This is a genomic window from Thalassomonas actiniarum, from assembly GCF_000948975.2.
Lineage (GTDB): Bacteria > Pseudomonadota > Gammaproteobacteria > Enterobacterales > Alteromonadaceae > Thalassomonas > Thalassomonas actiniarum.
Genome location: NZ_CP059735.1, coordinates 2,827,179 through 2,840,427 on the forward strand (window position 1 = coordinate 2,827,179; position 13,249 = coordinate 2,840,427).

The following is a 13,249-nucleotide window of genomic DNA, read 5'->3' on the forward strand; positions in this document are numbered from 1 at the left end:
ACCCTTATCAGGCTGATAGGATTATATACCGGGCAATTATCATTGCCGGGTACGAATACAAAGAGATTAATAATACGCTGGAAAAGCAGAAAAAATGATGGCTGTCAGGGAAAGCAGTTATCAAGAAAACAAAACATAATAGAATAAAATTGCTCAATATAACAAAATAACACTAAGGAAAACCAGATGAAAACACATCGTCTCTCTCGTGTTGCCGCTGCTATGGTGCTGGGACTGGGCTTAACCGCCACTGCCCAGGCAAATACCACTTCTTCAGCGATCAAAGGTCATATCACCGGGCCACAGGGCAATGCCGCTGCCGGTACTGTCGTTTCAATCACTCACGTGCCATCGGGTACCACTAAACAAGTTACCGTTAATGAGGCAGGTATTTTCTCTGCCAAAGGTTTACGTGTCGGTGGTCCGTACAAAATCGTTATTGATTCTGATGCCTATGAAGATCAAGAAGTTAAGGATGTTTTCCTGCAACTGGGTAAAACCTATGAATTAGAGCGCAGCCTGGAAGCTGAGCAAAATATGGAAGTGATTGCGGTCACCGGCCGTATCTTGGATAAAAATGCCGGCAGCACCAGCCCGGCCAGTAACTTTAACTTGGATGATCTGGTAAATGCGCCTACGGTTAACCGGGATATCAAAGACGTGGTACGTGTCGATCCGCGTATTTACATCGACCAAACCAATAGCGATGCCATCAACTGTGCCGGCGGTAACCCGAAATTCAACAGCTTAACCGTTGACGGTACCCGGATGAATGATAACTTCGGTTTAAACAGCAATGGTTATCCGACGGTTCGTATTCCTTTCTCTTATGACGCCATCGATCAGGTAACGGTTGAGTTGGCGCCGTTTGATGTCCAATATGGTGGTTTTACTTCCTGTAATATCAATGCTGTGACCAAATCCGGTACCAATGAAGTACACGGTGGTTTGTTTTACGATTACACCAGTGATTCGTTAAAAGGCGACAGTCTGGAAGGCGACAAGCAAGACGTGGGCGATTATACCGAAAAGCGTTATGGCTTTAATGTCGGTTTGCCGCTGATTGAAGACAAGTTATTTTTATTTGCTGCTTATGAGAAATTAGACGGTTCTCAAATTCTTGATTATACCCCGTTTACCGATGGCTCTAACCGGATCACCCAGGAAGAAATCGATCGCATCACACAAATTTCCAAAGATGTTTATGAGTACGATCCCGGCACTATGGAGCCGAGCTTACCGGTTGACGATGAAAAAATCCTGGTAAAACTTGACTGGAATATTAATGATCAGCACAGGGCCGCTTTTGTTTACAACTATAATGATGGTTTTGAATGGGGCCAGTCGGACGCCGATCCGGTGGAAATTTCCTTATCTAACCATGTTTATGAGCGTGGCGCCGAGTTAACCTCATATGTGACTTCTATTTATTCTGACTGGACCGATGATTTTTCTACTGAGTTCCGGGTTGGTTACTTAGAGATGGATAACCGTCAGATTTCAAGAGATGCTGACAGCGGTTTTGGCGAATTCCGTGTTCAGGCTGATGATATCCGGGTTTATATCGGTCCTGATGATTCCCGCCAGTCAAATAAATTAAAATATGATACCACGACCTTTAAGCTTGCCGGTACCTATTATTTGGATGATCATGAGTTGTATTTTGGTATTGAGCGTGAAGAGCTGGATGTTTTTAACTTGTTCGTGCAACACAGCCAGACAGAAACCCGTTTTAACTCTATTGATGACTTTGAGAACGGTTTAGCCGCACAAATCGAGTACGGTAATGCCAGCAGTCATAACCCGGACGATGCCGCCGGTGAATTCAAATACGCGTTAAATACCCTTTACTTCCAGGACAAGTTTGAACTGTACGAGTATGACTTGACCCTGATGGTCGGCGTACGTTACGACTGGTATACCAGCAGTGACAAACCTACGGAAAACCCTAACTTTTTTGAGCGCTATGGCTACTCCAATGCTCAAAACCTTGACGGCGCCGATTTAATTCAGCCAAGATTTGGTTTTAACTGGGCAGCAAGCGATCAGCTGGAAGTACGCGGTGGCTTTGGTCTTTACTCCGGCGGTAACCCGAATGTATGGATTTCAAACAGCTATTCTAACGACGGTGTCCGTAACCTTCAGTACAGATTGCGTAATAGCGACAGATCTCCGTTCCTGATCACCGGGCCTGACGGTATCGAATATGATGGCAGCGGTCGTCCGGGTTATGATATTCCGGTTGATTTGATTAATGATGTGAGCACAGGTGCCCAGGATAATGATGTTAATGCCACAGATCCTGACTTTGAAATTCCTTCTGAGTGGAAATATGCCTTAGGCGCCACTTATACCACGGAAGACGAATATGTGATTATGGCAGACTTGCTTTATACCGATAAGCAAGATTCGGCTATCATTAAAAACATTGGCAAAACTTATAAAGATGAGTTAGCCCCTGATGGTCGTCCGATCACCACCGGCGGTGATGATTACCTGTTAACCAACGTCAGTGACGGCGGCGATACTACCGTTTTATCACTTTCTGTCAGCAAAAATTATGATAACGGCTTTAGCTTTACCGCTTCATATGCCTATACCGAGTCTAACGACGTGCATCCTATGACCAGCGCCGTTGCCTTTACCAACTATCATGATGTTGCTACCGCCAGCCCTAACAGCCTGGAAGAAGCAACATCCAATTATGAGATCCCGCACAGATTTACTTTGAACATCAGCTATGTTCATGAGTTTTTTGCCGGTTATGAAACCACTTTCAGCCTGTTTGGTCAGGCAAATGAAGGTCGCCCGTATACCTGGGCATTCGGCGGCTCTAATAACCGGACGGAATTGAGTAGCGGTGGTTTTGACTTTGACTACAACGATGTTGATCGCCAGTTATTGTATGTACCGCTGGAAAATGATCCTCTGGTAAATTATGGTGAAAACTTCGATTTAGATGCCTTTAATGCGTTCATCGACTCAGAAGGCCTGACCCGTGGTGAAATCATGGATCGTAACGAATTAAGCAGCGACTGGTGGGTGAAATTTGATGTTCGCGTCGAGCAGGAATTTGCCGGCTTTATGGAAGGTCATAAGGGTAGTGCTTTCTTCGTAATTGAAAATGTTGGTAATTTACTCAACGATGACTGGGGTGTGCTGAAGCAAGGTTCATACTTGCAAGGTGCGGTTAATGCCAGCATCAATGACGACAATACCTATACTTACAACGAGTTCCTTGCTCCTCCTTCACAGTCGCGTGACCGTGATGCGTCATTGTGGGAAATCCGTTTAGGAGTTAAATACGACTTCTAATATAGTTTTTTGCTATATTCATTAGCTCGTTTAAGAATAAAAGCCGTACTTAATCAAGTACGGCTTTTTAGTCTCTGGTGCTTTTGCTTTTATCAATAACTTTGCATTAACGGATAAAATCATCCCTGAGATCAAACAAATTGTATTTTAATTTTTTGACGAGTTAGATATACTAAACTTGACCATATGGTCAAATTTTAAAGGTTCTTATATGTCTGTTGAAAAAAACAATGATTGGCAAAAGCTGATCGAGAGCGCGCAGCAAGGTTATAACAATGCGTATGCGCCTTATAGTAAGTTTCATGTCGGGGCGGCGGCCATAACCGAGCAGGGCACTATTGTTAAGGGCTGTAACGTTGAAAATGCCTCTTACGGATTAACGGTATGCGCCGAGCGAAATTGTATCGCCCAGGCGGTGATCCAGGGGCAACAGACCTTTTCTGCCATGGTGGTCTACACCGAGCAGGAAAAATTAACCCCGCCTTGTGGTGCCTGCCGCCAGGTGATTGCCGAATTTTTTGCTCCCGAAGCAGAAGTTATGGCGGTAAACCATCTTGATAACCGTAAAACCTGGACGGTAGCCCAGCTATTGCCGGATGCCTTTACTCCCAAGAATTTATTAGAGCAGTAATATGTTACTCCCCCAAGAAATCATCCGCCATAAGCGTGACGGGCTGGTATTGAGCCAGGATGAAATTCAGGCCTTTATTGACGGCCTGGTAAGTGGCAGTTTTACCGATGCCCAGGTAGGGGCTATGGCCATGTCTATTTACCAGCAGGGTATGACGGTGGATGAAACCGTTGCTTTTACCAACGCCATGAAAAATTCCGGCGATGTCCTTAGTTGGCCCGAGCTTGACGGTCCGATTGTTGATAAACATTCTACCGGCGGTGTCGGCGATAAGGTCAGCTTTATGCTTTCGGCCATCGTTGCCGCCTGTGGCGGTTATGTGCCTATGATTTCGGGCAGGGGATTAGGTCATACCGGCGGCACGGTAGATAAGCTGGAAAGTATTGCCGGTTTTAATGTCCAGCCGAATTTACAAGAATTTAAAGCCCTGGTTGCCGAGCATGGCCTGGCGATTATTTCGCAAACCAGTAATCTGGCGCCGGCGGACAAACGTTTATACGGCGTACGTGATATCACCGCTACGGTGGACTCCATTGCGCTTATTACCGCCTCTATTTTATCGAAAAAACTCTCTGCCGGGCTTGATGCCCTGGTGATGGACATTAAGGTCGGTAATGGCGCTATGATGACGGATATCAAGCAGGCCAATGCGCTGGCGCAAAGTATTGTCAATGTTGCCACCGGCGCCGGGGTAAAAACCGAGGCTATCATTACCGACATGAACCAGGTATTGGGCAATAGCGCGGGTAATGCCCTGGAAATCAAGGAAACCGTGGATTATCTTACCGGAGTTTATTGTGAGCCGAGATTACACCAGATCACGGTTTCTTTAGCCAGTGCCATGCTGCAACATGCCGGGCTTGCCGGGAATGAAAGCCAGGCTGTGGCTAAAATCGAGCAGGTATTAAGCTCAGGCAAGGCGGCAGAAAAATTTGCCGATATGATCGCTGCCATGGGCGGACCGGGTGATTTATTGGAGAACCCCTGGGCTTCGATGCAAAAAGCCAAGGTGGTGCAGGATATTATTGTAAAACAAGACGGTTATATTAATGGTATGCAAACCCGGGATATCGGTATGGCGGTGGTGGCGTTGGGCGGCGGCCGTTTAGCCGGTGATCAGCAAGTTGATCACAGTGTCGGTTTTGATGCTATCGTGCCACTGGGAACCCAGGTCAAAGCCGGGGATGTTATTGCCAGGGTGCATGCCAAAGACAGCGATAGTGCCAAGCGGGCAACAAATAGTTATCTTGGGGCGATAACGCTTGAAGAGGATTTATCTGAATTAGCGCCGGTGATATATCACAGCGTGACTGCCGAGAAATAGTTAAGTAGAGTCGTTTAGTGAAAGTGGACAGAGCTTACTCTGTCCACGATTGCGGTTTACAACAGGCGAGCGCTAAAGGGTACCAAAAATCTTATCGCCGGCATCTCCCAGGCCGGGCAATATATAACCCTTGTCATTGAGCTTTTCATCAACACTGCCGATATACATGTCCACATCCGGGTGGGCTTTTTCTATCAATTCAATGCCTTCAGGCGCTGCTACCAAAAACAGGGCTTTAATTTGCTTACAGCCACTTTCTTTTAACAGCTCTATGGTGGCCAGGGCGCTGCCGCCGGTTGCCAGCATGGGATCTATGATCAGCGCCGTTCTTTCACTGATATCGGCAACGATATTCTGATAATAGCTTTCCGGCTCCAGGGTTTCTTCGTTGCGGGCAATACCGACAATGCTGACGGTGGCGCAAGGCAAAATTGACTGGGCGCCGTTTAACATGCCTAAACCGGCGCGTAAAATCGGCACTAAGGTCGGTTGCTTGTTGGCTAATACCGGCGCAGAGATATTACCGGACCAGCAGGTCATAGGCTGCTGCTTAAGCTCAAGATCTGCCGTGGCCTCCATGGTGAGCATAGTGGCGACTTCATCAACCAGCTCACGGAATTTTTTCAGTGAAATGGTATCTTCTCTGAGCAGGCTGACTTTATGTTTAACCATGGGATGGTTACTGGGATAAACGGCCATAGTGTTTCCTTGAAACGATAATTAAAGGGTGAAGAAGAGCCTTAGCTTTATTGTTAGTAAAGACTCAGTATAAAAGTTTTACTGCCAAACGAGTTGTTTAAAATGCTCGCGGCACAGGGATTCATATCTTTCATTGCCGCCCACTTCTACCTGAGCGCCTGTCGTGATAGGCCGGTTATTTTCATCTAAGCGGGTGACAAAGTTAGCCTTGCGTCCGCAGTGACAAATGGTTTTCAGCTCGACCAGTTTATCGGCCCAGGCCAGCAGGGCGGCGCTGCCTTCAAAGGTCTCGCCGAGAAAGTCGGTACGCAGGCCGTAGGCAAGCACGGGAATATGCAGACTGTCGACGATATCGGTTAATTGTTTTACCTGGTTCGATGATAAGAACTGGGCTTCGTCGATCAGGATACAACTGAGTTTTTGCGCTTGGTGCAGTTTTTCTACTTCGGCAAAGATATTGGTTTGCTCGCTGAAAACCTGGGCATCGGCATTGATGCCTAAGCGGGAAGCGACCTTGCCTTCGGCGAATCTGTCATCGATTTTCGCGGTAAAAATTACCGTATCCATGCCGCGTTCACGGTAGTTATAAGAAGATTGTAATAAATGGGTGGACTTGCCGGCATTCATTGCGGAGTAATAAAAGTACAACTGCGCCATAAAAAGTAAATTTCCTGTTTTTAATTGGTTTTACTGGCGTGACTTGTGCGTGGCTTGTCAGAGCAAAGAAGTACCAGTAGCTTACCCCGAAAATGACTGGGTGGGGGCTATTGGCTGGCTATTCTATTACAAATTACGCCAATGGCTAAGAAAAATAATCAAAGGATTTGACTTAAGGCGGTATTAAACCGGAAATATAGTATGAAAAGTCTTGTTTTATCAGGGAAGGGGAGATGCTTGTCTAAGATACATGCGGCAAGATAAGCGGCTTTATCCGCTTATCTTGCCGCTCAGCACTGGCTGTTAGTAACTACTGCTTTGCCCTTTATTGCCCTGGTGACCTAAGGTGGTCAGTAAACTGCCCAGCAGGCTGCTGGCACCAAACCTGAACGTTTGGGCATTGCTCCAGCTTTCACCTAAGGTTTCACTGGCCATATCCAGATATCCCGCGGCATCTTCTGCGCTGCGCACACCACCGGCGGCTTTAAAGCCTACTTTCGGGTTTTTGGCTTTAATCACGCTCAGCATAATTTGAGCCGCTTGTGGCGTGGCATTTACCGGAACTTTGCCGGTAGAAGTCTTGATAAAATCAGCACCGGCGGCAATGGAAATTTCACTGGCTTTTTCGATCAAGGCGTCGGTTTTTAATTCGCCGGACTCTATGATCACTTTGAGCATAATGTCGCCACAGGCGGCTTTACAGGCTTTGATCAGTTCAAAACCCACTTCTTCGTTACCATCAATCAGGGCCCGGTAGGGGAAAACCACGTCAACTTCATCGGCGCCGTAGGCAACCGCAGCCTTGGTTTCGGCAACAGCAATATCAATATCATCATTGCCGTGGGGGAAGTTGGTGACTGTGGCGATTTGGATCTCCGGGGTACCCTGGGCGGCCAGTGTTTTTTTCGCCAGCGGGATAAAGCGCGGAAAAATACAAATGGCAGCGGTATTGCCGGCAGGCGATTTGGCCTGGCGGCACAACTCGATAATGTCCTGCTCGGTTTCACTGTCGGTTAAGCTGGTTAAGTCCATTAAACTCAGCGCGGTTAACGCGTAGTCTTGTAATTTACTCATTCTGGTTCCTTATAAGGTGACGAAAACACCGGCAATCGCCGCGCTCATCAAGTTAGCTAAGGTAGCTGCCAGCATTGCACGCATGCCTAAACGGGCAATATCATGTCGTCTGCTAGGGGCCATAGAGCCTAAACCACCCAATAAAATGGCAATAGAAGACAGGTTGGCAAAACCACAAAGGGCAAAGGTCACGATTGTTTGCGTGTGGTGGCTTAAGCTGTCTTTGACTTCAACAAAATTGACGTAGGCGAAAAATTCATTCACGGCAATTTTTTGTCCGATAAAGCTGCCCGCCTGTAACATTTCATCGACAGGCACGCCGATAATAAAGGCCAGCGGCGCAAATACGTAGCCGAGGATCAATTCTATGGTGATGCCTTCAAAACCGAGCAAGTTGCCGATACCGCCGATTAACATGTTCAATAAGGCAATCAAACCGATAAAGGCAAGCAGCATAGCGCCGACATTCACCGCCAGCTTTAACCCTGAGGCTGCGCCACCGGCGGCGGCATCAATGACATTGGCGGGTTTGTCATCGGCATTGTCTTCAAATTCTACCGGGCCTTCTTTGAGTTTTTCATGTTCGGTTTCCGGCATAATAATTTTTGCCATCAATAAACCGCCGGGTGCGGCCATAAAAGAGGCGGCGATCAGGTATTTCAGCTCGATGCCTAATCCGGCATAACCGGCCAGGATAGAGCCGGCAACGGAGGCCAGGCCGCCGACCATGATGGCAAATAATTCTGACTGGGTCATTTTGGCAATATAAGGACGTACCACCAGCGGCGCTTCCGTTTGACCGACAAAGATATTGGCGGTGGCAGATAACGACTCAGGCTGGCTGGTTTTTAAAAGCTTTTGCAAGCCGCCGCCGATCACCTTGATGACAACCTGCATGATGCCCAAATAATAAAGCACGGCAATTAAAGAGGAGAAAAAGATAATAATCGGCAGTACACGTACGGCAAAGACAAAACCTACGCCATTGGAATACATGGCATCTGTGCCCAGGCCGCCGAATAAAAAGTCGATACCGGCCTTGGCGCTGTCGATAACCTGCTGCACGCCGCCGGTAATAGATTCTAAAACATCTTTACCAAAAGGCACATAAAGCACAAAGGCGCCAAATATCACCTGCAGGGTAAAGGCAAGACCTACGGTACGCCAGTTGATCGCTTTACGATGCTGTGATAAGAAAATGGCAAAGGCCAGTAAAAATACTACGCCGAGCATGCCACGTAATGCCGTTAATTCCATGAAAACCTCATTGTTATTATTTTGTAAGTTGGCGAATTTTTGCTTTTAATAATTCGATTGCCATACGGTTTTTGCCACCACGGGTGATGACGATATCTGCATAAGATTTCGATGGCTCTATGTGCTGGTAGTACATAGGGCGTACGGTATCTAAGTATTGGTTGGTGATTGAGTCTATGCTGCGTCCGCGTTCCACGGTATCACGCTGGATGCGGCGGATAAGGCAGATGTCCAGCGGGGTATCCATATACATCTTGATATCAAAGCTGTTTCGTAATTCTTCATTACAAAACAGCAAGATACCTTCCACTAAGATAATAGGGGTGGAATTTATCTTAATGGTTTCGTCAATGCGGGTATGGGTTTTATAGCAATAGACAGGACAATCAACGTTTTTGCCCTGAGTAAGCTCGCCTATCTGCTTGCATAACAATTCATGCTCAAAGGCGTTGGGAGCATCATAGTTGGTTTTTTCCCGCTCACTCATGGTCATATGGGACTGATCACGGTAGTAGGCATCTTCTTTGATAATGGAGATGCCGTCAGCTCCTAATTCCGCCAATAACTCATCATATATGGTCTGTGCAAAGAGGGTTTTTCCAGAGGCTGAGGCGCCTGCAATTGCTATAACTGTCGGTTTTTTGTGTTGCACAGAATTTTTTGCCTTAGTTTGATTCATTAAGTTAGCTATCCGCTTTCTTGACGCAGCAGTAAGATATTCAAAAGCTGACACTTGTGTCAAGTTTTAAATTGCTTATCTGGCGACGGTTTGTTTTTCGCACATTCCAGCCCGGTTGACACTTGCTCAAGTTCAAGACGTCAATTTGTTGCTGCTAAAATGGACAATAAGACTGATAAGACTACTATTATACCGAAAACAAATAATTTTATGTATTAAAGAACGGTAGCAATCCGGCGGATAATTTAATTTATTCGGTAAATTTACCATAACCTGACCAAATGGTCATGTTTTATGTCGGGATTTATTGCAAAGTTCAACATTTATTGATTGAGATTAATAGGTGTTGATTGATTGTTATTCGAGTGGGAGGTTATTTTATGAGTAAAATAATTGCGGTTATGTTGATGTTTGCAGCATTAACGGTTCAGAACCCAGCCTTGGCTTCTGATACATCATCGGCAATTCGGGGGCTTGTAGTAGATGCTAACGGTGTCAATCAGGCGAATGTCACCGTGCAAATCATACATGGGCCCACCGGCACGGCAAAAACAGTCACAACCACGGAAGGGGGGGTCTTTCAGGCCAGGGGGTTAACCATAGGCGGACCTTATACGGTAAAAGTTACCGGCGGCAGTTCGCTGACCTTTGAGGAGGTCGACGATCTTGTGTTGCAACTGGGGCAGACCTCTAAGGTGGTGCTCAATGAAAAACAGGAACAAGTACAGGAAATTGAGCGTATTCAGGTTACAGGACAGCTGGCGATGGCGGGTACCTACAAAAAAGGGCCCAGTGAAGAATTTTCCGAGCAGGAAATTGCCAATACCGCGGCGATCAGCCGGGATTTGAAGTCGGTGCTTAAAAGCGACTCGCGTATGGTGGTAGATACTACAGCCGATGGCGGGCCGGCGCTTTCCATTGCCGGCGGCAGTGTTCGCGGTAACAGCCTGACCGTAGACGGGGTCAAGCAAAACGATGATTTTGGCCTCAATAAAAACGGCTATCCGGGGCGCAGAACGCCGATATCCCTTGATGCCATCGAGCAACTGGCGGTTAATGTTGCCCCGTTTGAAGTCACTTACGGGGATTTCCAGGGGGGGAATGTCAATATCGTTACCAAATCCGGCAGCAATGAATTTCACGGCTCGGCCTTTTATTTTCGCTCCGATGAAGGAATGGCGGGTGAAGATAACAAGGGAGAAGATCTCAGCATAGGGGATTTCGAAGAAGATACCTATGGCTTTACCCTGGGGGGACCGGTAGTCGAAGATACTCTGTTCTTTTTCATTTCTTATGAAAAATTTGAAGCCACTAAACCTTATCAATTTACCCTGGATAATGAAAACGGTGTGGAGGAAGCCAATGAAAAAATGGGTGTTACCCAGGCGGACTTCGATCGTATTTCCCAGATCGCCCAGGACAGCTGGAATTATGATATCGGCGGTTATGATACCACCTCAGATGAAGAAGATGAGAAGCTGCTGATAAAATTTGACTGGTATGTGTCAGACGATCACCGGGCCTCTTTTACCTTTCAGGATAATGAAGGCAATACCGTACGTGATTATTGGGCGGAAACCTTTCCTAATGCCACCTGGGCTACGGCCGAGTCTAACCGGTATAATATGAACGAAACCTTAAAGGCTTACAGCTTGCAGGTTTTTTCCGACTGGACCGAAGACTTCTCCAGTGAATTTAAATTTGCCCGCAAGGAAGTGGAAACCGAGCAAGTGCCGTTGCTGGGGGCGAATTTTGCCCAGTTTCTCATTCATACCGGCAATGGCGGCTCTTTATACATTGGACCGGATCAGTTCCGCCATGCCAATGCCTTAACCAACGACAGGGATATGTTCAAGTTTAAAGGGGACTATTATCTTACCGATGAGCATTTGATCACCTTCGGGGTGGAACATGAGATCCTGGAAATTGAAAATACCTTTGTCTTCGGCTCGCTGGGCATGACAGAATTCTCCAGTATTGACGATTTCGAAAACAATATCGGCGTACATGTTTTCCAAAGTTCTGTTACCGGTGATGTGAACGATGCGATAGATAAATTTGAATACAGCACGACCACCTATTATTTGCAGGATGAATGGTCGGTTACCGATGACATTACCCTGACCTATGGTTTCAGGTATACCGAATACGATAATGATGATAAGCCTGTCCTTAATGATAACTTCGTTACCCGTCATGGTTACAGCAATCAAAACAACTATGACGGCTTAGACTTGTTTGAGCCCAGACTAGGGGTTAACTGGACCTATGATGACGATACCGTGATCCGCGCCGGGGTGGGGTTATTTGGCGGCGGTGCGCCGAATGTCTGGTTGTCTAACTCTTACGGTAACGACGGTGTCAGGAAAGCTTTTGCGGTTTGTGCGCCGCAAGAATTATCTTTTATTGGTTTGCCGCTTTGTGACTTTGATGGCCGTACCATGCCTGACGCGATTGTAGATGGTCTGGCTTCGGGGGGAGGCAATGGCGATACCAATAGTATTGCGCCGGATTTTGATATCCCCAGCACCTGGAAGCTAAATTTTGGTATAGAAAGACGGCAGGATTTAGGCTTCCTCGGTGATGCCTGGCTGTTGACCGCCGATGTGATTTTCAGCAAGGTTAAAGATGCGGCTATTTATACCGAGCTTAATATGGCGCCTGCTACCGATGATGACGGTAATGTGATCGTAGCACCGGATGGCCGGCCCATTTATGATTCACCGGCACCGTTTGACCTCAGTCTAACCAACACAGATGAAGGGGAAGGCCAGGTATGGACCTTTGCCGCAGAGAAAAATTTCTATACCGATCATGGTACTTATAACTTTGGCATAGGGTATACCTATCAAGATATTACCGAAATTAATCCAGGTAATGCTTTTGTTGCTTTTGAGGGTTATTCAATGCCCGCCAATGATGATTTTCAGGCGGAAAATGAATATAACTCAGAGTATGAAGTACAACACAGATTGACGGTAAATTTCAGTTGGAGTGATGAAATATTCGGCAATAACCTGACCACGGTTGCCTTATCCTTTACCGCCCGGGAAGGACGTCATTACAGCCATACCATGAGATCAAGCGGTACCTTCGGCGGTTTTGCCGGTTTTGCAACCTGGGATGGTTATAATTCACAACTGTTATATGTACCTGACGGGGCAGATGATCCCCTGGTGACTTATGCCGATGATTTTGATACTGCTGCTTTTTGGGATTATGTTGACAGCGCAGATTGTTTAAGCCGGGGAGAGATCTCAAGAAGGCATGCCTGTACCAGCCGCTGGATCCAGCGCCTGGATATGCGCCTGATGCAGGAAATTCATATCAGTGGCGAGCATAAGCTGGAAATAAGCCTGGATATTGAAAACCTGGGGAATTTAATCAACGATGACTGGGGCAGGGCGGAGTCTTTTGTACAGCCGTTTAATGCGCCGGTAGTCGATGTTGCGATTGAAAATGGCCAGTATGTTTATAGCAATTTTACCGAGCCAACCCCGACGCTGGCAAAAATTCCTTCGGTATGGAAAGCCCAGCTGGGGATACGCTACCGTTTTTAACGGCTTAGGCCGCAGCTAATAAATAAGGTTATCAACTTTTGTTGATAACCTTA

Annotated in this window: 9 protein-coding genes; 4 read left to right on the forward strand and 5 right to left on the reverse strand. The window is 46.7% G+C overall.

Going from position 1 to position 13,249, the window contains the following annotated elements; all coding sequences use genetic code 11:
* The first annotated feature begins 186 nt into the window (after positions 1 to 186).
* From SG35_RS12285 to deoA, 3 genes are all read left to right on the forward strand, one after another.
* A complete protein-coding gene (locus SG35_RS12285) occupies positions 187 to 3,315 on the forward strand; it encodes a TonB-dependent receptor (protein ID WP_044835198.1) in 3,129 nt (1,042 codons plus the stop codon).
* A 211-nt stretch (positions 3,316 to 3,526) separates the two neighbouring features.
* Positions 3,527 to 3,946, forward strand: a complete 420-nt coding sequence (locus SG35_RS12290; protein ID WP_044835197.1) for a cytidine deaminase — start codon at positions 3,527 to 3,529, stop codon at positions 3,944 to 3,946.
* A 1-nt stretch (position 3,947) separates the two neighbouring features.
* Positions 3,948 to 5,270 carry a thymidine phosphorylase gene (deoA, locus tag SG35_RS12295; protein ID WP_044835196.1) on the forward strand — a complete coding sequence of 441 codons (1,323 nt, stop codon included), beginning with the start codon at positions 3,948 to 3,950 and terminating at the stop codon, positions 5,268 to 5,270.
* A gap of 72 nt (positions 5,271 to 5,342) precedes the next feature.
* Here the strand turns inward: deoA and upp are convergent, their stop codons facing one another.
* The 5 genes from upp to udk form a co-directional block, all read right to left on the reverse strand.
* The gene (gene upp, locus SG35_RS12300; RefSeq protein ID WP_044835195.1) at positions 5,343 to 5,969 is read right to left on the reverse strand and encodes a uracil phosphoribosyltransferase; all 627 of its coding nucleotides are present in this window, start codon (positions 5,967 to 5,969) and stop codon (positions 5,343 to 5,345) included.
* A 78-nt stretch (positions 5,970 to 6,047) separates the two neighbouring features.
* The gene (locus tag SG35_RS12305; protein ID WP_044835194.1) at positions 6,048 to 6,626 is read right to left on the reverse strand and encodes a thymidine kinase; all 579 of its coding nucleotides are present in this window, start codon (positions 6,624 to 6,626) and stop codon (positions 6,048 to 6,050) included.
* A gap of 303 nt (positions 6,627 to 6,929) precedes the next feature.
* Positions 6,930 to 7,700: a deoxyribose-phosphate aldolase gene (gene deoC / locus SG35_RS12310; protein ID WP_044835193.1), complete on the reverse strand. Its 771-nt coding sequence runs from the start codon at positions 7,698 to 7,700 to the stop codon at positions 6,930 to 6,932.
* 9 nt (positions 7,701 to 7,709) lie between these two features.
* Entirely contained in the window at positions 7,710 to 8,957 is a 1,248-nt protein-coding gene (locus SG35_RS12315) for a NupC/NupG family nucleoside CNT transporter (RefSeq protein WP_044835192.1), read from the reverse strand.
* A gap of 16 nt (positions 8,958 to 8,973) precedes the next feature.
* Positions 8,974 to 9,636 carry a uridine kinase gene (udk, locus tag SG35_RS12320; protein ID WP_044835191.1) on the reverse strand — a complete coding sequence of 221 codons (663 nt, stop codon included), beginning with the start codon at positions 9,634 to 9,636 and terminating at the stop codon, positions 8,974 to 8,976.
* A gap of 380 nt (positions 9,637 to 10,016) precedes the next feature.
* Here udk and SG35_RS12325 point away from each other — a divergent pair, with 380 nt between their 5' ends.
* Positions 10,017 to 13,196, forward strand: a complete 3,180-nt coding sequence (locus SG35_RS12325) for a TonB-dependent receptor (RefSeq protein WP_044835190.1) — start codon at positions 10,017 to 10,019, stop codon at positions 13,194 to 13,196.
* The last annotated feature ends 53 nt before the right edge of the window (positions 13,197 to 13,249 follow it).